A 24,278-nucleotide genomic window follows, 5' to 3' on the forward strand; every position below is an offset into this window, starting at 1 on the left:
ATACTCACTCGCTTCCACGGCTCGGGCGATCGATCTCGCCACCTTACGAACTGATTCATCGATCGGGGTTGACTTTGTGACCTGAGCCACCTTACCGTCTCGTATCGAGATTTTGAAACGCATTCCGCATTGCGAAACGGAGAGTTTGACAGTGAGCAGCCCGACCTTGAAAGACCTCACGTCACGCGGCCTGGTCTACGCGCCCGGCGTATGGGACGGCCTGACCGCACGCCTCGCCGAACAGGCCGGATTCAGCGCACTGTGCGCCTCGGGATTCGCCGTCTCGGCAGCGCTCGGCCTCCCCGACGCCGAGCTCTACACCCAGACCGAGAACCTCCAGGCAGTCCGCACGATCCGCGAGTCCTCGAAGCTGCCGCTGGTCGCCGATATCGACACCGGCTACGGCAACGCCGTCAACGCCGCCCGCACCGCCGCGAAATTCGCCGACGCGGGCGTCGGCGGAATGTTCATGGAGGACCAGGTCTCCCCCAAGTCCTGCCCCATCTGCGTGGGCGACCCCGTAGACCTGATCAGCGTCGACGAAGCGACCGGCAAGATCCGCGCCGTCCGCGACTCGATCCCCGACGAGGTTCTCCTCATCGCCCGCACCGATGCCCGCGGTGACGAGGCCATCCGCCGCGCCCAGGCCTACGTCGAAGCCGGCGCCGACATGATCATGCCGGTCACCAAGACCTTCGCGACCGTCGAGGAATGGCAGCGCTGCCACGAGGCGGTCGGGGTCCCGCTCATGGCCACCCTCACCGCCTCGACCTGGACCGAACGTGATTTCACCCCCGAGATCCTCGACCAGATCGGCGTCCGCCTCGCCCTGCTGCCCACCCAGGTCCTGATGGCGGCGACCGGCGCCGCGCAGCAGGCGCTGCGACGGCTCGCCGCGGGCGAAGCCCCCGCCCAGGTCAGCGCCGACGCCCTCCAGCACCACGAGTTCGTCGAACTGATCGGCTTCCCCGAGGTCGAGGCCAAGCAGAACAAGTACCTACCCGCGAAACAGGACCGGTGACCGCCGTGGGCTACACGATGACCGAGAAGATCCTGGGCCGCGCCTCGGATCAGAAGATGGTCCGGAGCGGCGAGAACCACGCGGTGCAGCCGTCGCGGATGATCGCCTACGACTTCCCCGGCTACACCGATGTGATGTTCCGCCAGATGCGCGACGACTTCGGGATCACCGAGTTGAAGGATCCGAGCCGCTACATCATCTTCATCGACCACATGCTCAGCAAGGGCAACGACAAGGAAACCGAAGTCCACCAGGTCACCCGCGACTGGTGCGAGTTCTACGGCATCGAGCTGCACGAGGGCCGCGGCATCGGCCACCAGCTCACCGCCGAACTCGGCTTGGCGATCCCCGGCGAATTCCTGGTCCATTTCGACGGCCACATCAGCGGTGTCGGTGCGTTCGGCGCCCTCGGCTGGGGTATCCGCCGCGACCTCATCGAAGCCTGGGTCACCGGCCAGGTCTTCGTCGATATCCCCGCCACCACCCGCTTCGACCTGGTCGGCGAGTTCCCGCCCGGCGTCGACAGCCGCGACCTCGTGCACACCATCATCGATATGGTCGGCGCCGACGGTTGCGCCCATCAGGTGATGGAATTCGGCGGCCCCGGCGCCCGCTCGATGGCCATCGACCACCGCCAGGGCCTGTGCGGAATGGCCATGTTCACCGGCGCAGTCTCGGCCATCTTCGAACCCGACGAGATGTCGCTGGCCTACGCGAACAAGGTCGCCCGCCACAGCTTCGACGCCGTGTATCCCGACGCCGACGCCACCTACGCGGCCCGCTACGAGATCGACCTCGCCACCCTCACCCCCCGGGTGGTACTCCCCGGCTCGGCCCGGGCCGTCAACACCAAAACCGCCCAGGAACTCGCCGGCACCCCGATCACCAAAGCCTTCATCGGCTCGTGCGCCAGCGGCCGCATCGAAGATCTACGCGCCGCCGCCCTGGTCCTCGACGGCCGCAAGGTGGCGCCCGGCGTGGAGCTCAATGTCGTCCCGACCTCGCAGAAGGTGTACGAGCAAGCCGAGAACGAGGGCATCCTCGATGTGCTCCGGGCCGCGGGTGCGCATATCAATATATCGAGCTGCGATTTCTGCTTCGGCTACCAGAAGCCCCTGCAAGCCGGCGAGAACTGCATCTCCACCGGCGTCCTCAACATCTCCGGCCGCATGGGCAGCCCCGACGCCAATATCTACATGGGCTCCCCGTACACCGTCGCTGCGAGCGCCCTGGCCGGCACCATCCAGGAGTCCGTCCAGTGAGCGCCTACCCACCCCCGCCCGACGTGATCGAGGGCAAGGTCGCCTGGATCTTCGGCGACGATTTCGATATCGACCTCGTCGTCGGCGTCTCCAATATCAAGTCCTACGACCCCGACCACCTGCGGTCGGTGTGTATGCAGGCCTACGACCCCTCCTTCGCCGACCGCGTCCGCCCCGGCGATATCATCGTCGGCGGCCGTAACTTCGGTTACGGTCATCCGCACTATCCGCCGATGGTCGCCCTCCGCAACGCGGGCATCCAGGCGATCGTCGCGGAATCGTTCTCGCCCGGTTTCTGGCGGGGCGAAACCTTCAACGGCATGCCGTTGATCACGATCCCCGGTATCTCGACCGCTGTAAAAGTCGACGATCCCGTGGCACTCGACTGGCGTTCCGCGGCCATGCGCCTGGCCGACGGCACCGAACTGGTCGGTAATCCACCGAATCCGCGGACCGTCCAGGTCATCGAGGCCGGTGGCTCGTACGAACTCCTGCTCGCCGAGCACGCAAGCCAAGGACAAGCGCAATGACCAACGTAGATCACCGCGTCCAGGACACCCGTCGTGATACGCACCCCTCCGGCCCGCTACCGGTGATAGCACCGGAGAAGTCGCCGTCCATGGCACGCCGGGCCGCCATCGCCGGCGGCGTCGGCACCCTCATCGAGTACTACGACTTCGCGGTCTACGGCTTCCTCGCCGTCACCATCGCGCCCCTGTTCTTCCCTTCGAACAGCCCCGGCGCCTCGATGCTCGCGACCCTCGCCGTATTCGGTGTCGCCTACGTGGCCCGCCCCCTAGGCGGAATCTTCTTCGGCCGCCTAGGCGACCGCCGCGGCCGCCGATCCGCACTGGTCATCACCGTCGTCTGTATGGGCGTGGCCTGCGGCGTCCTGGGTCTGCTCCCGACCCATTCGTCCGTCGGAGTGCTCGCCCCCACCCTCCTGGTGCTCATCCGCCTCGCCCAGGGCTTCTCCGCCGGCGGCGAAGTAGGCGGTGCCGCGACCTATATCGCCGAATCCGCCCCGCCCAAACGCCGCGGCTTCTTCGGCTCCTTCACCCCCGTCGGCTCCACCCTCGGCTTCGCCGTGGCCGCCGCCGTCGTCGGTGTGGTCGCACTCGCCACCACCGACGAACAGATGGAGTCGTGGGGCTGGCGCATCCCGTTCCTGCTCGCACTCCCCCTCGCCCTCATCTGCCTCCGCGTCCGGATGAAGCTCGAGGACACCCCCGAGTTCGAGGAGATGGCCGAGAAGAAGCAGGTCACCAAGAGCCCGCTCATGGACGTCATCAAGAAGAACCCGCTGTCCGTACTCCGCGTCATCGGCGTCGCCATCGCGATGAACGGCTCCGGCTATATCGGCCTCACCTACTTCAGCGTCTACCTGATCAAAGACCTGGAATTCTCCAAAGACGCCGTCTACTGGACCTCCGCCGTCAGCATCGCCCTGGCCTGCGCCACCTTCCCGCTCGCCGGCATGGCCACCGACCGGTGGGGCCGCAAACCGGTCCTCATCGCCGGCTACCTCGCCTACGTAGTCATCGCCCTCCCCGCGTTCCTGATCATGGGCGCGACCACCAGCATCGTCGTCATCGGCCTCGTCTACTTCGTCTACATGGTCCTCAACGGCGTCGTCCAGGTCCCCGCGTTCCCCCTGTTCACCGAACTGTTCCCCCGCACCGTCCGCTACACCGGCGTCTCCCTCGGCTTCAATATCGGCACCATCGCCGCCGGCGGAACCGCCCCCTATGTCGCCGCCCAGCTCGTCGAAACGACCGGCAGCGCGATGTCACCCGCCTACTGGGTGATGGGCGTCTGCGCCATCGGCCTACTCACCGTCGCGACCATCCGCGAAACCAGCCGCGAGGAACTCCCCGCATGACCACCGGTAATACCGGGAACGCCCCGTCCGCCGCATTTGATGAGGGTGCGGCGGGCGGGGCGTCCCGCCCGCGAGAGGTAACCGCACAGTTCGCCACACTCGTGGCGGCATGGAACGACCGAGTCCAGCACGAACCCGACGCCCCGGCCCTCGTCTACTTCGACACCACACTCACCGTCCGCGAAACCGACGACCTCGCCGACGCACTCGCGGCCGCCTTCGCCTACCGCGGCGTGGGCCACGGTGAGCGGGTGGGCATCCACCTCCAGAACATCCCGCAATACGCGCTCGTCCTGCTCGCCCTGTGGAAACTCGGCGCGATCGCCCTGCTGCTCAACCCGATGTATCGCGGCCGCGAACTCCGCGAACTGGTCAGCGATGCCGAACCGGTCGGGATCATCACCACCGACCGCGATGTGCGGCAGGTCCGGGCGGACGTCGAGGGCACCACAGTCGGGTGGGTACTCGGCACCGCGGAGTCGGACCTCCAGTCCCGCAACGACCCCCGCGTCTTCAAACCCGAAACCCCCTCCGCCACCGAGGGGTCCGCAGACCACCCTGCCGAAGCAGCCGACCTGCTCACGTTGGCCCACGAGTACGCCGGCCGGAAACCCCCATCGGTCCAGGTAAACGGCGACGACCTCGCTTTCCTCGCCTACACCTCCGGCACCACCGGCCCGCCCAAGGGCGCGATGAACTCGCACGCCAACGTCCGCGCGGTAACCACCAGCTTCGCCGAACTCGCCGGCATCACCCCCGGCGACGTCGTCTTCGCCCTGGCCCCGCTGTTCCACATCACCGGAGCGGTCGTCATCGGCGCCCTCGCCCTCACCGAACGAACCTCCCTGGTCTTCACCGGCCGCTTCCACACCGACGTAGCCGTCGACGCCCTCCGCGAACACGGCGTCACCTACACCATCGGCTCCATCACCGCCTTCAACGCGATGATGAACTCGGAATACGCCACGGCCGAACACTTCTCCACCATCAAAACGCTGTACAGCGGGGGTGCGCCGGTCCCGCCGAGCACGGTCGCCCGCTTCCAGGAACGCTTCGGCCACTACATCCACAACGCCTACGGCATGACCGAAACCTCCTCGGCAGTCACCGCGGTGCCCCCCGGAACGAGCGCCCCGGTCGACCCGGACAGCGGCACCCTGTCCATTGGACTACCACTCCCAGGAGTGAACGCCGAGGTGGTCGACCCCGAAGGCCACCCTCTCCCACCCGGCAGCCAAGGCGAACTAGTCGTCACCGGCCCACAGGTCATCCGCGGATACTGGCGCAAACCAGAAGAATCCAAAGCCGCTCTACCTCAAAGCCGCCTCCGAACCGGCGACAGCGCGATCGTGGACGAGCAGGGCTGGGTCTACCTCGTCGACCGGATCAAAGACCAGATCAACGTCTCCGGTTACAAGGTATGGCCACGTGAGGTCGAGGACGTCCTCTACGAACACCCGGCAGTACTCGAAGCGGCGGTTGTGGGAGTTTCCGACGAGTACCAAGGTGAGTCGGTGGCTGCCTACGTATCCCTGAAAGACGGGCATACGGCCCGGGCCGACGACTTGATCGCGTTCGCCCGCGATAGACTTGCTCCGTATAAGCGGCCGAGGACGATCGAAATCATCCCAGCTCTGCCAAAAACCCAGACTGGGAAGATCCGCCGCCGAGCGCTGCGTGACCAAACGCACCGACATGAACTGCGCAATTGAGCTTTCCTGTCCCCGTCACACTAGCTTCCGAGCATAATTTAATAGAATGACAGGTGGCAAACGTCTTGTTCGACGCGCATTGCAACGATGAATTCTGCCATCGGTTCCTGTTCGACGGGTCGGCTATTGCGGAGCAGTTGGTGGCCGGGCGGGCCGACCAGATAACGCGAACTGGACCAGCACACAACGCCTGGCGATAGGAGAAGGATAGTGCGCGCAGGGCCATCTGAGTCCGGCTGATTGGTCGACAATTTTGACCATCGAGGATCTCGTAAGAGAGCCTTCCATGCCTTACTTAAAGGCTCCAGCAGGACTCAAACCACAGAATCCTCAGGACCCGCCCCTATCGCGGCGATCGTACCTAAGCCACGCAAACCAACCGACGGCTCCGAACCCGGCGGAAGCAGCCAAACAGAAAATTACGACGGGAACCCAGTTGTCGACACCGACCACGAAAACCCCAACCGTCGCAAATAGCAGAAGAACGCCGGCGACCGCTCCTGACGCACATATCGCCACCAAATCGCACGCCTGCCTCAACCGATGCTCCCCTGATGGATTCACCCGCCCAGCCACACTCACCCACATACGAGCGATCTTTTCAGCATCAGGGAACTGCTCACCGCCCCGAGTCCGCCGCATGGGCTGCGGGGTAGCGGACCGCCCGATCTGCGCGAACCGCCGAATCTGCTCCTCGGCCCGTGACTGCGGCGCGCTCTCCCCCCTCGCGACCCGCTGTAAACGCTGCTGCCGGCGGTTATCTTCTGCCCGCTGGGAATCAACAACGCCACGGACTAGCCGCTTAGCTGCCTCGTTCACGGGCGAAGCTATGCCGTGCAGGCCAATCAGGAAGAGCAAAGTGCCGTGTTCGTTGGCGTACGCAAGGGCTTTCGGGCTGTAGCCTGACAGGGAATAGAAGAACATCGCCTGGTGGTGAAGATTTCCCCGTGCGCCGAACAGACGTTGCAGGTCCGGCGCACCGACAGGCTTCATATGCATCTTCACCTGCGCGATCGCCTGTGAAGAAACGACGTCGATCCCACCGTCCGAACCCCGTGGCGTGACTTGGGCATCCCCGTAGCCGAGCCAGTGCATATGCGCGGCAGCGTGATGTTCGGCCACCTCATGGTGCGGGCGTGGCCTTGCAGTGTCGCGCACGTTTACGTGCATGTCCCGGTACCGGTAACGCGCCATGCCTATTAATCCCTTCCTGAACAGGAACGTTACAACCACTGACCAGGTGCTGGAGGTACCAATCCGGTATCGGCATTACATTTGCCCCACCGCCTTTTCCGCCGACGGAAGTATCGGAATGCCCCCATAAAAGTAGCTCAAAAAGGAAACCATAATACTTGAATATCCCATCCTGTTAACTCCGAATTCAATGCTTCATCTACAGAATTCGAAGCACCACGATAAGCTGTACAGAATACAGCGCAGACATCCAGGCTACGGCGAGCATGTACGCGACCTGCACTCGCGGGCAGATTCGAAAATATGCGGTTATCCTATAACACCGACATGCCAGGCTGGGTACCTTATTACCGGAGCGGAGACGTCAACGCATAAGGCTGAACTCAGAAGGAACCAGCAGTTTCTCCCCGCGCTCGAGATATTGCACGTTTGCGCGCGCCTCTCCCAACATTGCTCGAATTCGACCCGACGATTCACTAGTCGCAAAAATGATCTGCTCGCCCATTGCCCCTTGCTCCGCAGCCTGTTGCAACAGCTCGCGATAGCTTTCCGGCGCCGTTTCCTGCTGGCGAGGTTCATCGAAAATCAGCAGATTGAGATGATTCCCTCCTCGCTCGCGACTTACGTATAGAATACCCAACAAGTAGGACCAAATAACCCTGATATTGTCGCTCGCCGATAGATCGAAACCCAGGTCAAACCCCTCGTGCGCTGGACGATAGGTATCCTTGCTTATCTCGATTTCATTCGGCGGTAGCGACCGGAAATTATATCGCCTCAACTGAGTACGGACTTGCCGTTGCAACAGATCAATTTTCTCGATGTCCGAACTATCCAGCTCTGAGCCGCTCGCGCCCTTTAACAGCTGTCTCTGTCGGCCATACTGCGTACCGAGGTCCAGCAACCTAGAACGCAGATTTTCCAGCTGCCCTGCACTGGCCCGGATGCGCTCAAGACGGTCTTCGAGCTCAACGCGTCGCCTGACTTCCGCCACCGAAGGCGAATTACTGGGGGTGCTCAAAGTTTCTCGAAGTGCGCGGATACGACGCCTGTTTGAAGCCAACTCACCACGAATGCCGCGTTCCTGAAGCGCGAGGGATTCCTGCTGACGGACAATGTCATCTCGCGAAGCAGTGAAGGTCCGGACCTCACGTTCAACAAATTCGATGTTGTCGTCAATCGACATCGCATGCGATGTTATATCCATTCCATCATCAACACCTTGATGGCACGTAGGACACACATGATCGGAGATCAGATCAGCCGCGAGATCAGATCCCAATCCTATCAAGGCCTTTGCATCTTTATGTCGCTGGAGATCTTCACGTAGCGCCTCAACACGCAAATCAAGTTGCAGTATTCTTTTTCGAACTTCATCGCGTCTTTCCGCGAGAGCCGCCAGTGACACCAATTGTGTACGGAGTAACCGTTCTTCTCGCTCAAGCTCTTGTTCGGCTTCCAGCGCTGCTACACCGACAGACTCCACAGGCCTACTAGACGCCGCCTCTAACCCACGTTCCATTTGCTCGACAGCACGTTCGATCGAAATCCACTCGTCGCTGACGAACACTGTGAAAACGATCGCGCTATCATCTGATGTTTCCGCAACTCGCCGAGGAATCCTTGCCAGACCGACACCCGAGGCCTTCGAAAGGTCTATCAATTCCTGCCGGGAGGAATTCCATTCGGACTCCAACTGGCTTAGATTTGATGCAATACGCTGGCGCACCTGAATTCGTTGAAATACTTCTAAGTCCAGTACATACTCAGCCGACCTTTTCGCGACATCTCGTATCCCCAGATATGCCGGCATACGCGCCTGCACACCGGACCATCCATGTTTTTGTTCAACATAGAAGTATGGAAAAAGCGTCTCCATATAAAGAGGGACTTCGCTGCCGTCGAACTTTGAAACCCAAGGAAGGTCCCAACCGATATACTCCTGGAGAAACTTATGGAATCCGAATTCTCTCTGGGCCGCCCCTGGGCGGCGTACAAAATAGTCGCGATATCGGCTAATATTCCGTTCCGTTAGACCAGGACCCAAACCCACTTGGATAAGCCCATCCTGTATTGAAGGATGTTTCACGTACCGGACAATCGTTATAACTTCACCATTGCGATTCTCGACCTCAAGAAATACGGCGGATTTGTCGACCGCAACCTCGGATAGCCCGGTGTTCAGCCGCTCCGTCATGGCATGTGGGAGCGGCACCTCACGACGGGAACTGAGCATCCCTTCAAGGCCCAGGGCGTATATTATACCCTGAAGCAAGGTCGACTTTCCACTTGAATTGTCGGCACGAAATACGTTCAAGCCGCTATCGAAATATACCGTTCTAGCAAATGTGCCTGTATGAGTTGACGCTTCCAGCCTTACTGCCCGAATGCGCAGGTGAGACGCTAGTTCCATTCAGGAACATCCTTTACTGCTCGCTGAGTCAGCTTTCCTGGAATTTGATTCAGAAAGTCCTTCTCTTCCAGAAAAACGCCTTTAGTCTCGCGAACTCTGCGTGCCAGTGCCTTTCCCGCTCCTGTGAGAGCGATCGACCCAGACCTCTGCTGCACCACCAACCCTTGCCCTAATGCGAGATCTACCGTCGAGCTCAACGATGGATCGAAACGGACAATTGCCTCGTCTGGTCGTTTATTGTCAGAAAACCAACGCAAGAACATCTTGCGACTTTCGTCGGCACGAATCGCCCACCACATAATATGTAGCTGGTCGAGCTGCGACTTTTGTGATCGAAACTTGTCCAGTATCAAACAAATTGCTGACAGCCTCCATGAGATTCTCAGATCTCCCGGGATTGCCTCAGGCCTGGAGGTGAATAGGATCGAATGACGATCCTCGCCAAAGAACTCTTCAAGCACACGCAGCGAACTCATGCGGACTCTCCAAAATCGAGCGGGCAGTGAAAAATCCAGTCAGCAACGGCTCCCCAAGCAAAGGTTTTCGCTGTTGTTTCGCCAATCGATGGTACGGCCTGCAGAATCTCCGTCGTCAACTCTTTCGCAACCATGGCGACAGCCCCGAAGTCGGCTTCGGGACCGTCCGGAACCTCAAGTGCGAGCAACTTCCGTTTCGCTGATTTTACTCTAGAAACCCCCCTCCAGCTGTCAGGATATCTGTCACGCAGGCTGTCCATGCCGTTCTCGGAAACTAGATACTGGTCAAGTAGGGCGTTTAAACGCGACTCCAGGCGCACGCCGGTCAAGTCAAGGTTGACAAGCTTCCTGCGCGCGTCCCCGAACAGTGGAACGTTACTCGATCGCCAACCGTCGATAACCGACTCATCAACATCGCGTAGGTCTACCAACTGCTCCGGGATGGAACATAAAAGGTCTCGCTCCTTGTTATAAGATTCGTCTGTCTCGACTGTAATCCTGAACTCGGGGCTGACAAATGAGAGTTCCCAGCCTCTAACTTCCGTAGATTTCGTCTGCGCATGCGCAACAAGTTGACGAGATTCGTGCCGGTGAACCATGAATACGTACGCGTGAATCGCAACCGGACCTAGCAATCGACCAAGTTCGATCTTATTTTTCTTCAATTTTCCAAGATCGGTAGTGAGCTTATCGCGTTGATGCTCCCATAGTTCTGCAGTAGAGACAGGCTCTTGAGCCGCATAGCACTGGAATGCAACTCCGTTGTGCGTAAACGCCTCAAGGCCCAGATCACCTTTGTGTCGGTCAGGAACCTCCACTAGTTCGTGGCTTGCATAGCGCGCACGCAGGAGCTGGAGGCAGTAGTCTTGCCACTCGTTTCCATACCATTCCCTGAAAGCCACACGCTACCTCGCTGTCAATCCGCTGACGCACAGCGGGAGCACTATCGTCGATACGGGGTCTAGAGAACTCCCCAAGGGAGAAATGTTATCGCCAAGCGGACCTTCCGGTACAGGATCCAGCCAGATCAGCACCGCTAGGAAACCTAAATCCGCTGACTGTGCGGTTGCGAACTTGCTAAGCCCTCGTAGCGAGGCATAGACCGACCCCGACTTCGCCCCAGATCGTCGGTCGGGGCGGACCACGCAGCTCGGATGCAAATTCCGGGTGCACCGAATCGCCGGCACTGCCGTCTCGCGCATTACTTCGATGTGGTGCGCCGGAACCGCTACGGTCAGCCGAAGATCGGTCTCCGGCTCAGATCTCCGTGTTGCCCGTCCTTGAGCACCTGATCTAGTCACGACGTCAGGGTGCGAGTCAGTACATCGAAAGTCGGCGCGCCCGCCCAGCTGGGTCTAAGCATCCCTGCCCGGGACCAACCCCACTCCAAATACCGGGCGTACGCGTGGTCATTGGTCGGATTTACCAGCAGCGACGCCCGCCGTTCCTGCCGCCCCCCAAGTAGTTCGTCGTGCAGTGCCCGCGCATAACCGCGGCCAGTGTGTTCTCGCACCATCATGATCTCCGACAGCGCAAACGTCCGTGTTCCATCCTCTGTAGTGAATCCGGGATCCTCATCGTCGAGGTACAGACCGTTCCACCAGCGGGACGCCTTGTCGAGGGGCCACCCCCACGCCTGCCCAATCGCCTCACCATCGGAGTACAAAACAACTAGATCGAATCCTGCACCGTTCGTGTAGGCGTCGAATCGGCGCATAGCCGCCTCCAGCGACTCGAACGGGTCGCCGCTCGCGATAGCTTCCACATAGGCACGCGCGTACACAGCCTGCACGGTGTCGCGGATCTCGCGGGCGCTCAGGTGGTCGAATCGGTGGAATTCAGTCAACTACTGCACCTTTCACCATCGTGAGCGCGTCGAACCGATGCCGGAACTCCTCACCATCGGAAAAGGTCTCGGCCGAATGCCGCACTGGTGCCAGCGCTTTGAGCGCACGCGGAGACGACAGCCAGCCCTCAAGCGCATCGAACACCGGTGCCGCCGCATCGATCGCTGACCGCGCGTCACCGGTGCGGGCCAGCGCCGCTGACTTCCAAGCTACCCTGTGCACAACGTTGCCCACGCTCGCAGGTTCACCCGCGACGACCTCGAACAAGCCGAGCGCACGCTCGTGACGGCCGCTATCGGTGCAGGCCCGCGCCTCATGAAACCGGATCTCGGAATGGCTGACGAACCGCAGCCATGGAGCACACTCGTCCACCGGCTCATGCCCGATCGCATTGTCCATCTCACGCCAGGCCCCCGACATGGAACGCTGGACACTGCTCCAGTCACCAGCCGTTCCGTGTGCGGCGGCCTCACGTGCGGCGATCAGTGCGTGTATCCGTCCCGCCGGCCGCCGCCGCACCAGACTTCCGGCGCGGCGGATGAGCGCCAGTGCATACGACGGGGACGCTCGGCCGACACGCGCCAGGGTGGTGGTCTGTAGGGCAGCGTTCAGGCATGCATGCACGGTCAGATCGTCGTCGTCCGCCGTGAATGCCAATGACAGCGCATCGGAATAGCAGCGCCACGCCAGCTCGGTGCGCTCCGCATCGTAGGCGAGCCAGCCGGTTTGAACAGCAAGCTCGCCTACTGCGGACATCCATGCTCGGCCAGTCGCGTCGTCGAAGACACAGTTGTGAACCAGCGCCTGACTGCGCGCCAATGCATCGACAGCAGTGGGCAGGAGTCCTGCGCCTCCGACCCTCTGCTGGGCGGCCTCCAGCTCGGCAGTGAATGCGTTGAGCCGGTCTACATCCGCCATACCGATGCGGGAGGGATTCCATTGCGGCAACGTCACGACGGTGAGCGCGGCGGCCTTGCTGAATTCGCGGCGGTTCACGTCTGCCTCATCCTCTACGCCTCCAGACTGCGAGAGTCGCTGTGCTGCGGCCCGCGGGGCGGATACTGCGAGAGCGAATCGACGCATCTGCTCCGGGCTCAGCTTGGCGAGCCAACTATCGAGGTCGGCGGCACGTTGCCCGCGCACCGGCCGCGATTCGGTGGCACGCTCCCATTTTCGCACGGTCGCGACAGACCACCCGATCTGTTCAGCGAACTGCTCCTGGGTCATCCGCAGCGCGGCGTCACGCAGCGCCCGCACCTCGACCCTTGTCCAAACCTCCACGATCATGCGACGCCCCCTGTCCATGCATACCTGTCGGAAGCGTATCGGCTCCCCGCACCGCTGTCCTCGAGATAGCAATCCTCTATCTCAGCGGGCTCTCAATCGGATCGCCGTTCTGGGCAGTACATTACGAAGCCACCGACAGCGGAAAGCGCCAGCGCCGGAGATTGTCTTCTCACCCCACGTCGGCACGCCGTACGCCGCGGAGAGACCGGCCCGAGGCTAGGGTGGCGCGGGTGAGCACACCATCGAGTTCGGAGTCGGCTACCGGGGTGTTGCCGGTGGAGCAGTACGTGGCCGGGCTGGCGCGCAAACGGATGGCTGCGGGAGTGTTGTTCCGCGATGAGCGGGACCGGGTGCTTCTGGTGGAACCCACCTACAAACCCAACTGGGAGATCCCGGGCGGCGCGGTGGAAGAGGATGAGGCACCGTGGGAGACAGTTCGCCGCGAGCTATGCGAGGAGATCGGCTGGGACCGGCCCGTGGGCCGGTTGCTGCTGGTGGACTACGTGCGGCCGCAGGACGGCCGGCCCGAAGGCGTCGTGTTCCTTTTCGACGGTGGTGTGCTCTCCGACAGTGACGTAGCGGGAATGGTCCTGCATCCGGGCGAGATCCGCTCTGCGGGTTTCTACGCGCGCGACGAAGCAGCCACGAAGGTGAAGACGCTGTTGGCAGATCGTTTGGCAGCGGCGTTCGTCGCGGTACGTGAAGGGGTCACGGTGCTGTGCGAGCAGGGGCGGCGCATCGGTTGACCGACGCCGCCCCTGGTTCGCGGTCACGCCGAGACCGGCAACAATCCTGAGACTGGATGCGGACTCGACGCTGTCAGCGCAGTGTGTTGCTTGCCCGCCGCCCGGTAGAGACTGTCGTGGACGCCGTCGGCGTAGAGCAGCGCGCCCAGATCACGACGAATCTTGACCAGTTGGCCGTCGGCTCGGAAGCCTGCCGCTCCGACCAGCGGCATCAGATCAGTGGTTGCCCGATCAGCGAGGTCGATGCCGTGGGCTTTCATCACCGCGGACCACCGCTCGGCGTGCGGGTGCCCGGATTCGGCCAGCTGAGCGGCTGCCACGGCGCCGAGCAGGCCGGTGACCAATTGGGCGTGCGCCCGGCCGACCGTCACAAGTGCTGTGTCCCGTAGTCGCGCGACACCGCCCGTGGTCTGCCGGTCGGTGAGGGCGGCTGTGACCGCGTCGAACATCGCAGCAGCGCCGCCGAGGGCGGTGGCGGTGATCAGCGGCCGATAGCGGGCGAAGTGATTACGCAACAAAGCCATCCCGTCTCCGCGCAGCACATCGTCGGGGCGGATCGGGACCTGGTCGAGATCGAGAATTCCCCAGGCCCAGCCGGCGAGCCCTGCGGGCGTGATCGGCTGCCGGTGCAGGCCCGGTTCCGTGGCGTCGACCGCAGCGGCAGCCAGGTGACCATCCGGAGCTCGGAAGAACACGACGAACACTGTGGCCTCGGTCAGCCGGCTGATCCAGGCCTTGCGGCCCGTCACACGCCAGCTGCCGTCCTTTGCGGTGACCGCGGCGGTTGTGGTGGCCGCCGGGTTCGATCCGCCGTGTGGTTCGGTGACCGCGATACCTGCCAACTCGCCGTCCAGCAAACGCGGAACCCAATGCCGACGCGCTGCCGGGCTCGCGTGGTGCGCGATGAGCGCACCGTGGCCGAGTCCGGTGGAGTCGCGCAGGTCTATATCGCAGTAGCCGCACACGAACTGGGCCAGCACCGCGAACAGTGCAGGTTGCTGTGTGGTGTCGAGGAGGCCGCTGCGCGCGAGTTCGATTCGGATCGCACGTAGCTGGTCGCTCCGTTCATGTCCGTATGGTCCGGTCGCGATCGGATGTATCGCGATGAGCTCGTCCAAAGTCTCCGCGAGAGCGGTCAGCCGGGGCCAGTCGAGGTGGTTCCCGGGATCGAGCAGGGGACGCAGCGGCTCCAGCCATATGCCGATGGCCTCCACCGAGATGTTCGGGTTCATGGGGCCTCCCCCTGGACGCGGGCGGGCCGGCCGTAGGCCAGGGCGTCGGATGGGATATCGCGGGTGACCAGTGAACCGGCGCCGATGAGCGCGTGTGCGCCGATGGTGACACCTGCCAGGATCACCGATCCGGTGCCGACCTTGGCTCCGGCCTCGAATCGCGGTGCGATCAATGTCGGTTCGCGGTGCGGCTCGCGCCAGATCAGTGTTTTGTCGTTGATCGTGCGGACCCCGGCACCGAGAAACACCCGATCCGCCAGGTACGTCGAGCTGGTGATGTGCGATCCCGGCGAGCACCGCACTCCTCGCCCGATCCAGGTCTCGCGTTCGACGCACAGGTGATGGCCGAGCAAGGTGTCCGCACCGACATGGACCCCGGTGCGCAACAGGGTCTGGTGCCCGACCACTGTGCCGGTGCCGACCTCGACATCGGCGTAGACAACCGCGCCGGATCGGATCACGACATCAGCCCCGAGTAAGGCCGCGGCGCCTGCGCCCGGGTAGGTCCGGCCGACCGCATACCCGCGCTCGGGCTTGCCGACCACCGCGTGCTCCTCGACACGCGCACGTTCGGCGATTATCGCGCCGCCGTGCACCACCGCGAACGCGGAGATCACCGCGCCCCGGCGCACCACGATCGGGCGAGCCGTACCCAGCTCATCGGCCGGGATGAACACGGCGAACCTGCTGATCTGCACGTCTTCGTCGGCGTGCAGCAAGCCGGCACGGTCGAGTTCGGTAACGGTCATTTCCCGCATGCTGCTCTGGATGTGAGGCTGCGGTGATCTCGTGCTGAGGATTCTCATGGTGTTGCTCCACCACGGCGGGGACGGGTGAGCTGCCGCGGTACATACCAGGGGACGCCCGCCGTGACGTCACGGACCAGAGGCTTTGCGGCATTCGAAAACCTGTTGCGTGAACTGCAAAACCGCTGCCGCAGTCGATGATTTGCCGGATATGCTCGATATCCGGTCTGAGCAAGGAACTCGACGATGGACCAGGACTGCGCGATCTGGGACACGCACGCCGTGCGTGGTGCCCTGGCCTCCGGTGACTACGGTGCCGTGGTTCGAGCTGTCCGCCGCGCCAACAACCTCACTCTCGCCGACCTCGCTCGACGCAGCAACTATTCGATCTCGACGCTGTCCCGGCTGGAGCGCGGCAAACAGCCACTCAGCGATGTGCGCGTGCTGCGTGCCCTCGCTTTCGCCTTGCACATTCCACCGGAACTGCTCGGATTGGCCGACCCACCGCCGCGCACAGTGCGCTTCGCCGGACCCGCCGCTATCGTCGGCGTCACCCCAGCGCCGGACGAGGAGACCGAACCCATGCGTCGTCGCACGCTGCTGGCCGGCCTGGCCGGCACCGTCACCGCTCTCGGCGTCACCCCGCCACCGTCGACAGCGGCACAGATATCCGACCCGCTATGCGCGCTGGAACGTGCGCTGCTGGCCCCGCCCGCTCCGGGCATCCCCGTCGATCTACGGCAGCTCGGCCACCAGATCGCCACGGCACAGTCGTTGTTCGGCCGCGGGCACTACACCGAACTCGCCGCCGGACTACCCCGGCTGCTGTCAAACGCGACGGCAACCCGCACCGCGGGCACCAGCACAGATGATGTCGCCGAAGCCGGGGCGCTCGTCGCCCGTGCCTACGTCCTGGCTTCCAGACTGAGTGTCAAACTCAGCCACGATCAACTCGCCTGGACCACCGCCGACCGCGCGATGCAAGCCGCCGACGGCAGCTACGACCCGCTGACCCGAGTCTCGGCTCACCGGTCATGGGCGATCGTGCTGCGCCGCACCGGACACACCGACACCGCAACACGGCTGATCCTCGACACCGCGACCTCGTTACAGCCAGAACTTCACCGAGGTGCGGAATACCTTGCGGCGTATGGGGCGCTACTGTCCACTGCGGCATACACCGCCGCCGTCGACGGCGATCGCGAGTCCGCCCGAACTCTGATCACCGAGGCATCACACGCCGCTGCCCGGCTCGACCACGAGCGTCCAGGTTCCGTCGCCGGATTCGGCTCCGGCACTGTCGGGCTGTACCAGGTCAGTATCGCCAGAGTCCTCGGCGACTCCGGCGCAGCTATCGACGCGGCACGTCGGATCGACGCCGCAGCAATTCCGCTGGCCGAAAGCCGCGCCCGCTACTGGTCCGACGTAGCCCGCGCATTCCACCAGTGGGGCAAACCCGAACAGTGCTACCGGGCACTGCGGGCTGCCGAACAAGCCGCTCCCGACGAAGTCCGCTACCGCAAACCCATCCAGAAGATCACCGCAGACCTGCTGCAACACCCGCAGACTGCGACGCTGCCGGGCCTACTGGCCTTCGCCAGGCGCACCGGCACGCATACGTAGTAGCCCGGCCGATCCACACGCCGCTACCCATCACTACCGGGGTTCGAAATAGGTGACAAACACCCGAGAACCTCTTCCATGACGACCTGCTCGCCCGGGGCGGATACAACCCGGGAGACGACGGCGAAAGTTACGGCACCTATGACGGCTAATAAGGTCCTGCTCGCGTTGCTGGTGTGCGCCGCTGTTGCGCTGACTGCATGTTCAGGTGATGGAGGGGTTGTTTTGGAGGAAGACCAGGCACTTTCGGCCGAACTGCGCCAGAACGGCGGGTCGGTCAGCCTGCATGAGCTGGCCGGCGGCGACTGGGACTCGGTTTATGTGTCGCACCAGCCGGTCTCCCGCGACTACGTCGAGCGCGAGGTAGGAGGGAAGATCGACATGGACGAGACGTTCATGCAACAGGGCAACATCCTCGTCTTCCTCGAGAACGGCGAGGTCGCTCGGGCGACCTACATCATCCCTGATCTCCTTCAGCCCGGTGGATACTCCAGCAGTGTTCGAATCACTGCTGATGGCTACCCTGCGCTTCTTCAGATGTCCGAATAGAACCCGCGAGCACGGGCGTCAGAAGGAACCCGGTGGCTCTTCGATGAGCGTCGAGAGGTAACCGAGCCCCGGTCAAGCTCGGGCGGCGCCTTCGGGCCAGACCACATCCACAGCCACCCCACGCTCTCGCGCCAGCTTCACCACGCTCCCCGTACCGCCGGCCTCTCCGCCCTCCCCGTCCCATACCACGACCAGCCGGTCAGCTGACCCGAGGAGCGCCTCGTTCGCCGCCTCATATGCCTCCCGGCCGGCCTCCGCGAACTCCATCACCCGAACCTCGGATGCACGCGCCACCAGCCCGTCGAACACCGGTGCGTGATCAGGCTTCACTTTGGCTTCGCGGTAATTTCGGGAGGGCAACACCACCTCGAGCCGGCCACCGGCGTCGAGCACCGCTTGCGCGAACACCGAATCTGCGCCCCGGGCGATACAGCTCACTCCTACCAGATCCGGGACCTCGGCAAGGTGCCGAGCGATCTCCGCCCGCACCAGCACCGCGGTCTTCTCGGTGATGTTCATGTGCCCGGTCACGGCGACCCGCATCGTTACCTCCTATATGTTGGGCAGCCGGCGTATCCCGTCGCGTTATCCGGCGACCGCGACAGCTGCTACTTCGCCCTCCGCCAACCGTGGAGCCGGCCGCACTCCACCTGCAGTTATTCTGACGGTGTCCGTACACGTCCGCCTCCGGACCGGTTCCGCTACCGTCGAGGAGGTGAGCGATACCCGGTGGACGATCCTCGGTGAGCAGCTGGTCGACGAAAACCGGCACATCCGGCTGTCGACAGCGGACATTCGTCTCCCGGACGGGGTGGAGTTCACCCAGTACGTTGCCCGAATACCGCGGTGTGCGATGACGCTGGTGCTCAACGACAACCGCGAGGTGCTGCTGATGTACCGGCACCGGTGGATCATCGACCAGTGGGTGTGGGAGCTGCCGGGAGGGTACGTCGACCACGCCGAAGATGTCGCCGCCGCGGCGGCCCGCGAGGTCGAAGAGGAGACCGGCTGGCGTCCGCGCACGATGGAACACCTCGTGACCTATCAGCCTGCGATCGGAACCTTGGATCATCCCCAGGAGATCTACCTGGCCCGCGGTGCCGAGCTCACAGACACCCGCCCGGACATCAACGAGGCCGAGGCAATCCGCTGGGTACCACTCGATGAGGCGGTCGAGATGATCGATCGCGGAGAGATCGCCGGCGCGGCGACCGTGGTCGGTGTGTATCGGGCTCTCACACTCACCTGAGCCCGGTACACCGCTCCCTCACCCACGGGTTGAGCACTCAATCGATCGATTTCTCTACCCCCGCAGGGCTTCTCGCCAGCCTCGTTCCGATCGACCCCCTGCCCCGCACCTAGCGGAAAGGTACCAGTTTCCTATCACTGCTGTACCTGGGACGGACCGCCTCGGTCGATAAGGCTTGATTCGGCCCCGGCGCCGGGTCGAACCATTCTGTTGGACAGCACATTACGAGTTGCCGACCGCCTCACACTCCCCGGCGCCGGGTGCCTGCCATCAAACCTGATGAGGAGGAACCGTGCGCGAACGACCACCTTTGCCCAAGCGACCCGCGCGAAACCAGGCAATCGAAGCGGCCACCCGGATGTGGCGCGATCAATACGCCGTCGAGACAGCCGTGCTGGAACGAGTGGCGACAGGACTCCGGGCCACACTCGATGTCCCGGAAACCGCGGCCGACGCCGATATCGCGCGATGAGCCATTCGATCGCGTTCGGCTGGATCGACTACAACATCAGCCCGGCACCCGAATCCGACCGCGACCGGATACGCCGCCTCGCCGACCAACTCGGCTACCGACTCGTGTGGCCCTGCGAACGATCGGTACTTCGGGTGGTCGATCAGGTACGCAACGCTGAGGCCGACCTGCTGATCCTGCCTGCACCCGGCCACCTGAGCCCCCTCGAACTCAACGAGGTCATGGACATCGCCGACGTCGAGACCGTGTTACCCCGTCTCAGCTTCGCCCGCTGTACACCCCAGCAGGTGACACCATGAGCGCACTGGTAATCGCCGGTTTCGCGATCGCGATCGGACTGCCTCTGCTGGTGATCGCGGCGACGATCTGGTGGCCCTGATCGTCGCGTCGTGAACGGGCCACCGGCAGCAGCACCCAGGTTGCCGGCACACCCCCGACGCCACGATGCTCCGCGACCACCCTGCCGGACCCTGGGAACTCCGGAAAGCGGGATTTGGGTACGTACTATTCCGGCTTTCGAAGGAAACCCGGAACAAGGACCACTCCAGTCCTGGCTCGGACGCCATCACAATCGGGCTACCGCGCTCATCCGGTTGGTTCCCATTTAGGTACCATTTCGATTCCCATTTCCCATTTCATTCCCATTTGAGTACCATTTGCCTGTGGCCATCGACCTGCCTGCGCTGATCCCCTCGCTGTGTTCACAGGGCGGCGACTGTACGAACATCGAGGTGAAGTCCGCGGCCGGCGGACTTCCGGACTCGTTGACCAGCACGTTGTCGGCCTTGGCGAACCTTCCGGGCGGCGGGTTGATCATCCTCGGCTTGGACGAGCGGGATGGTTTCCGGCCGACTGGATTGCCGGACCCTCAGAAGCTGAAACAGGGCCTCGCGCAGAAAGCCCGGTCGTTTACGCCACCTGTTCAGGTGACCATCGAAGACGCCACCGCCGACGGCAAGCCCGTCGTCGCCGCGGTAGTACACGAATGCGCACCGTCGGCCAAACCCTGCCGGGTCGGTGCGACCGGCGCGGCGTACCTGCGCGGGTACGACGGGGATTTCCGGATGTCCACGCTCGAGGAGCAAGCTTTCCTCGCAGCCCGGCAAGCCCCGCATTTCGATCGGACGCCCGTAACCGAGGCGTCCCGGAACGACCTGGACGACGCGCTGGTCGAAGATTTCGCACGCACGGTGCGGTTGCGGGATCGACATGGACTCGGCCGGTTCAGCGGTGACGAACTGCTCAGACGCGCAGGTGTGCTCACGCCCGACGGCGTCCCCACCCTGGCCGGGCTGCTGGCGCTCGGAACATATCCCCAGCAGTGGTTTCCCCAATACGTCATCCGCGCCGCCGCAGAGCCGGGGCCCACCGACCCACCGGGTACCCGGGCACGCAACCAAGTCACGCTGACCGGCCCGATCCCCCGCATGCTGGACGCGGCTCTGGAATGGGCCGGACAGACCTTCGACACCGCCATCGTGAGCAGACCCGACGGCACCGTAGTCGACATACCGTCCTACCCGCTGGTCGCATTCCGCGAGCTGATCGCCAACGCAATGCTGCACCGTGATCTGGATCAGTGGTCACAGGGGATGGCCGTGGAAGTACGGCTGCGCCGCGATCGACTGATCGTCACCAACCCGGGCGGCCTCTATGGGGTGACCGTCGACCGCCTCGGCAAAGACACAGTGACTTCGGCGCGAAACATGTGGCTGGTCAACATCTGCCAATACCTGCGCTCACCAGAGTCCGGCAGCCGGGTCATCGAAGCACTGGCGACGGGAATACCAACCATCGCTCATGCTCTCGAAGCCAACAGGCTACCACCAGCCCAATACAGTGATATGGGCATCAGGTTCACCGCCGTTCTGCGAACCACAGCGGACCACCGAAAGGTTCCGGGCGAAGCGAAACAGCGACCAGCAGTTGCGCAGCCTGTGGAAGATCGAAGGCTTGAGGCAATGAACTCGACCACTGCCGAGTTGACCCCGACCCAACGACGAATCGCCGAAATCCTCGCGAACGGCCCACACGATACGTCACAGCTCCAACCTTTGCTCGAGCTGTCCACGTCCACGATCCGGAAAGCGTTACGCGCAATGCGGGACGCGGGAGTCGTAGTTCAGACCGGTGGACGGGGCCAGCGAACAGTCTACGAGCTCACCGGCACCGGCAAACCCGCCAGTTGACCCAATGCGGCAACATATTCGGCGAGAGCTGACCGTCGCGACTCCACCATGCTCGATCTAGGCGGACTCGCGCAAATTCTCACCTGGTCTGCGTCCTGGAGACCGGGCCACGTGGTTTGACGTTGGCGCGCTGCGCACGCTTGTGCCCCGCTCTGCGCCACCATGCCTCAGTGACCCCGGAGGCGGAGCCGAATCGCCATGTTGTGCATAGCGTCGGTGTGGCCGGCTTCCGCCGCCCGCTGATACCAGATGATGGCATCGTCGAACCGGAGCGTCTTGTCGAGCATGACTGCCAGGTGGCCACGAAATCGGGCTGCGCTCGGCCGAGCCGGCCTGGCAGCATGGCAGGGTGCCGGATCTGTTGTGGAGTGAGGTCGAGAACTTCTTCGATCCCGACCTGATGGGTGCGCTGCCGGATGTATGCGTGTCGGGCACCTCGGTCGAGGACTGGCAGGCGGTGTTCGATCTGGTCCGGTCGAAGGGGTGGGCATGGGAGTACTCGGAGGGTGACGTCGAGCAGCGGCTGCCGTCTGCCGTGGAGGTTCTGTCGCGCCCTGCCGATTCGGAGATGGTCAGGCTGCGTGTCTGGCCTGTCCCGGATGTGTTGGTGATCTTCTGGCCCTTGTCGACCACGGAGATCGATTTCGATGTCGACCTTCGCCAGTTGCAGGGGCAGGCGGGGGTGGACACCCTGTGTGGTTTCCTGTGCACGGTCGGCCGGTGGTTGGGCAAGCCGGTGTCCATGAGCGCGGAGGGCGACTACGGTTACCCGATGATGGGTTTCGACCCGGCCGCCGACCGGGTCGTGCTGCTGGCAGATCCGGAGCTCGACTGATTCCCCAGGATCGCCGACCGCCACGGGGCGGGTCTGGTTCAGATGTTCAGGAACTTGAGATGGACGATACGAGTTTGCGCGTCACGCTCGTCGACCAGAACCTTACAGAAAACAAGATTCCCCGACGGGGAAGTCATGTGATCGCGGGCGTAGAGAAGCTTCGGCGAAGAGTTCGGATCAGGACCGCGATCGTCGAAATGGACAACGCGTGCCCGGGCCCGAGCGGAGTGGAATACCCGGAGTTCTCCAGCATCCACGCCAGATCCAGCGGAGTCATCTCGACGGTCAACCGGAACCAGGGCTCGCGTCCGGCTTCCTTCTGCACCAGCAGAACCTTATCAAGCCGTCCCCGGCTGCTGGACGCCCGGCCGTGCTGATCTCCGCCCGAGGTGGCAGCTACGGTCCCGGCGCGCCGAATCACGGCTTCGACTACGTTGTGCCCACCACCGAGGCGGTGCTCGGACGAGAAGAACTGCTGGGACTCGATGTCGCCACCGTGGTGCCCGAGCTGACCATGGCCCCCACACACCGGCCCTGGCGAAGCTTCTCCCGATGCACAAGGCATCCATGGCCGCCGCCCACGACCGTGCTCGTGAACTCGCCGCGACGATCGCCACGGCGACCGCCGCCTGAAATCCGACCCCACAACATCGGCCCGCCACCCGAACCCCGGCGGGCACGGCAACTCGACGCCGGCCGAGTCATGGGAACGGCGTGGCGACCGGGCGCGGACCCAGATATTCCCTGCGGGACAGCAAAGGGATGGCTACCCACCAGACCCGGCCGGTCAGCTCGTCGGCCTCGGAATGCCGGCGGCCGACCCGAAGGGCCGTCATGAGCCGCTCGGCATCCCCGGCCTCGGTGGGGCCGCTACACCACCCGGCGGGACACCATCTGGGACGAGGAGAATTGCGGCTGAGCGGTAGTCCCCGGACAGGTGCTCGACTGCGTCGAGGAAGTCGCGGAAGGCTCGGTCGGTGCGGGCGGTGTCGCCGGTGGCGTCGAGGTCCATGAGGAGACCACGGATAACGGCGAGAACGAGCGTCGCGAGATCCGGCCGACCGATGCTGCGCAGGCCGTCCTCGAGCGGCCCGAGCCAGTCGGTCGTCGCGGTGCGCCGGAAGTTGGGCCACAACTGCTGCTCCGCGCTCTCGCGCAGCTGACCGAACATCCGCAGGTACGGCTGCCCGTCCGGGCCGGTGATGGAGGTCCAGGCGCGGTTCAGGGTGGCCGTGTACGGCTCGTCGGGTCGCACCCGCAGGAGGTCGCCGAATATGTCGAGCTGACGTTGCCGCGCGTGCCCGAGGACGGCCCGCAGCAGCGCGTCGCGGGTGCCGAAGTGATAGATCAGCATGCGGGCCGAGGTCCCGGTGGCGGTGGCCAGCGGCTCGAGCCGGTCGGGGAGGCCGTGCGCGAGGGCGTGATCAGCGCAGGCATCGAGCAGCCTCTCCTTGACGTGCGGTTGCGGTCGTCTACCCACCGCCCTACTTTTTCACGTAACGGCTATTACGTCTATCGTCGGCAGGAGGCAATCAGGGCAGAC

24 protein-coding genes are annotated in these 24,278 nt (G+C 63.5%); 13 read left to right on the forward strand and 11 right to left on the reverse strand.

The features are described from left to right. Positions 1–145: 145 nt before the first annotated feature. From OG804_RS15960 to OG804_RS15980, 5 genes are read left to right on the forward strand one after another with little or no spacing between them, the layout of a single operon-like run. Entirely contained in the window at positions 146–1,021 is an 876-nt protein-coding gene (locus OG804_RS15960) for an isocitrate lyase/PEP mutase family protein (protein ID WP_328387335.1), read from the forward strand. Between the two features lie 17 nt (positions 1,022–1,038). Continuing rightward, the gene (locus OG804_RS15965; RefSeq protein ID WP_328398433.1) at positions 1,039–2,283 is read left to right on the forward strand and encodes a 3-isopropylmalate dehydratase large subunit; all 1,245 of its coding nucleotides are present in this window, start codon (positions 1,039–1,041) and stop codon (positions 2,281–2,283) included. After that, positions 2,280–2,813 (forward strand): 3-isopropylmalate dehydratase, encoded by a 534-nt coding sequence (locus OG804_RS15970; protein ID WP_328387337.1) that lies wholly within the window; start codon positions 2,280–2,282, stop codon positions 2,811–2,813. The genes OG804_RS15965 and OG804_RS15970 overlap by 4 nt, the downstream gene beginning before the upstream one ends. Then, positions 2,810–4,165, forward strand: coding sequence for an MFS transporter (locus OG804_RS15975; RefSeq protein ID WP_442941535.1), 1,356 nt, complete (start codon positions 2,810–2,812; stop codon positions 4,163–4,165). Before OG804_RS15970 ends, OG804_RS15975 begins: the two co-directional genes overlap by 4 nt. Beyond that, positions 4,162–5,877, forward strand: a complete 1,716-nt coding sequence (locus tag OG804_RS15980) for a class I adenylate-forming enzyme family protein (protein ID WP_328387339.1) — start codon at positions 4,162–4,164, stop codon at positions 5,875–5,877. Before OG804_RS15975 ends, OG804_RS15980 begins: the two co-directional genes overlap by 4 nt. Before the next feature lie 330 nt (positions 5,878–6,207). On the opposite strand, the gene OG804_RS15985 is transcribed toward OG804_RS15980, so the two are convergent. The 6 genes from OG804_RS15985 to OG804_RS16010 all read right to left on the reverse strand — a co-directional run bounded on the left by OG804_RS15985 (position 6,208) and on the right by OG804_RS16010 (position 13,094). Continuing rightward, positions 6,208–7,071: a restriction endonuclease gene (locus tag OG804_RS15985; protein ID WP_328387340.1), complete on the reverse strand. Its 864-nt coding sequence runs from the start codon at positions 7,069–7,071 to the stop codon at positions 6,208–6,210. 364 nt (positions 7,072–7,435) lie between these two features. Next, a complete protein-coding gene (locus OG804_RS15990; RefSeq protein ID WP_328387342.1) occupies positions 7,436–9,484 on the reverse strand; it encodes a hypothetical protein in 2,049 nt (682 codons plus the stop codon). Next, positions 9,475–9,960 (reverse strand): hypothetical protein, encoded by a 486-nt coding sequence (locus OG804_RS15995; RefSeq protein WP_328387344.1) that lies wholly within the window; start codon positions 9,958–9,960, stop codon positions 9,475–9,477. The genes OG804_RS15990 and OG804_RS15995 overlap by 10 nt, the downstream gene beginning before the upstream one ends. Further along, entirely contained in the window at positions 9,957–10,862 is a 906-nt protein-coding gene (locus OG804_RS16000) for a hypothetical protein (RefSeq protein ID WP_328387346.1), read from the reverse strand. The genes OG804_RS15995 and OG804_RS16000 overlap by 4 nt, the downstream gene beginning before the upstream one ends. A gap of 395 nt (positions 10,863–11,257) precedes the next feature. After that, the gene (locus OG804_RS16005) at positions 11,258–11,806 is read right to left on the reverse strand and encodes a GNAT family N-acetyltransferase (protein ID WP_328387348.1); all 549 of its coding nucleotides are present in this window, start codon (positions 11,804–11,806) and stop codon (positions 11,258–11,260) included. Beyond that, entirely contained in the window at positions 11,799–13,094 is a 1,296-nt protein-coding gene (locus OG804_RS16010) for a helix-turn-helix domain-containing protein (protein ID WP_328387350.1), read from the reverse strand. Before OG804_RS16010 ends, OG804_RS16005 begins: the two co-directional genes overlap by 8 nt. Positions 13,095–13,324: 230 nt before the next feature. Between OG804_RS16010 and OG804_RS16015 the strand changes: the two genes are divergently transcribed. Next, complete coding sequence (locus tag OG804_RS16015; protein ID WP_328387352.1) at positions 13,325–13,840, forward strand: NUDIX hydrolase; 516 nt, start codon at positions 13,325–13,327, stop codon at positions 13,838–13,840. A 23-nt stretch (positions 13,841–13,863) separates the two neighbouring features. Here the strand turns inward: OG804_RS16015 and OG804_RS16020 are convergent, their stop codons facing one another. After that, positions 13,864–15,072 carry an acyl-CoA dehydrogenase family protein gene (locus tag OG804_RS16020; protein ID WP_328387353.1) on the reverse strand — a complete coding sequence of 403 codons (1,209 nt, stop codon included), beginning with the start codon at positions 15,070–15,072 and terminating at the stop codon, positions 13,864–13,866. Continuing rightward, complete coding sequence (locus tag OG804_RS16025; RefSeq protein WP_328387355.1) at positions 15,069–15,821, reverse strand: hypothetical protein; 753 nt, start codon at positions 15,819–15,821, stop codon at positions 15,069–15,071. Before OG804_RS16025 ends, OG804_RS16020 begins: the two co-directional genes overlap by 4 nt. 243 nt (positions 15,822–16,064) lie before the next feature. On the opposite strand from OG804_RS16025, the gene OG804_RS16030 reads away from it, so the two are divergent. Further along, positions 16,065–17,441, forward strand: a complete 1,377-nt coding sequence (locus OG804_RS16030) for a helix-turn-helix domain-containing protein (RefSeq protein ID WP_328387357.1) — start codon at positions 16,065–16,067, stop codon at positions 17,439–17,441. 141 nt (positions 17,442–17,582) lie between these two features. Next, positions 17,583–17,990, forward strand: a complete 408-nt coding sequence (locus OG804_RS16035) for a hypothetical protein (protein ID WP_328387358.1) — start codon at positions 17,583–17,585, stop codon at positions 17,988–17,990. A 72-nt stretch (positions 17,991–18,062) separates the two neighbouring features. On the opposite strand, the gene OG804_RS16040 is transcribed toward OG804_RS16035, so the two are convergent. Then, entirely contained in the window at positions 18,063–18,533 is a 471-nt protein-coding gene (locus OG804_RS16040; RefSeq protein WP_328387360.1) for a hypothetical protein, read from the reverse strand. 172 nt (positions 18,534–18,705) lie between these two features. Here OG804_RS16040 and OG804_RS16045 point away from each other — a divergent pair, with 172 nt between their 5' ends. The 5 genes from OG804_RS16045 to OG804_RS16065 all read left to right on the forward strand — a co-directional run bounded on the left by OG804_RS16045 (position 18,706) and on the right by OG804_RS16065 (position 22,735). Next, positions 18,706–19,239: an NUDIX domain-containing protein gene (locus OG804_RS16045; protein ID WP_328387362.1), complete on the forward strand. Its 534-nt coding sequence runs from the start codon at positions 18,706–18,708 to the stop codon at positions 19,237–19,239. Positions 19,240–19,531: 292 nt separating this feature from the next. Continuing rightward, a complete protein-coding gene (locus OG804_RS16050) occupies positions 19,532–19,711 on the forward strand; it encodes a hypothetical protein (RefSeq protein WP_328387364.1) in 180 nt (59 codons plus the stop codon). Continuing rightward, the gene (locus tag OG804_RS16055) at positions 19,708–20,010 is read left to right on the forward strand and encodes a hypothetical protein (protein ID WP_328387366.1); all 303 of its coding nucleotides are present in this window, start codon (positions 19,708–19,710) and stop codon (positions 20,008–20,010) included. The genes OG804_RS16050 and OG804_RS16055 overlap by 4 nt, the downstream gene beginning before the upstream one ends. 363 nt (positions 20,011–20,373) lie before the next feature. Then, positions 20,374–21,900: an ATP-binding protein gene (locus OG804_RS16060; protein WP_328387368.1), complete on the forward strand. Its 1,527-nt coding sequence runs from the start codon at positions 20,374–20,376 to the stop codon at positions 21,898–21,900. 349 nt (positions 21,901–22,249) lie between these two features. Further along, a complete protein-coding gene (locus tag OG804_RS16065) occupies positions 22,250–22,735 on the forward strand; it encodes a hypothetical protein (protein WP_328387369.1) in 486 nt (161 codons plus the stop codon). 133 nt (positions 22,736–22,868) lie between these two features. On the opposite strand, the gene OG804_RS16070 is transcribed toward OG804_RS16065, so the two are convergent. Together OG804_RS16070 and OG804_RS16075 are read right to left on the reverse strand one after the other, a co-directional pair. After that, positions 22,869–23,060 carry a hypothetical protein gene (locus OG804_RS16070; protein ID WP_328387371.1) on the reverse strand — a complete coding sequence of 64 codons (192 nt, stop codon included), beginning with the start codon at positions 23,058–23,060 and terminating at the stop codon, positions 22,869–22,871. 507 nt (positions 23,061–23,567) lie between these two features. Further along, the gene (locus OG804_RS16075; protein WP_328387373.1) at positions 23,568–24,215 is read right to left on the reverse strand and encodes a TetR/AcrR family transcriptional regulator; all 648 of its coding nucleotides are present in this window, start codon (positions 24,213–24,215) and stop codon (positions 23,568–23,570) included. Between the last annotated feature and the right edge of the window lie 63 nt (positions 24,216–24,278).

Source organism: Nocardia sp. NBC_00416, from assembly GCF_036032445.1.
Lineage (GTDB): Bacteria > Actinomycetota > Actinomycetes > Mycobacteriales > Mycobacteriaceae > Nocardia.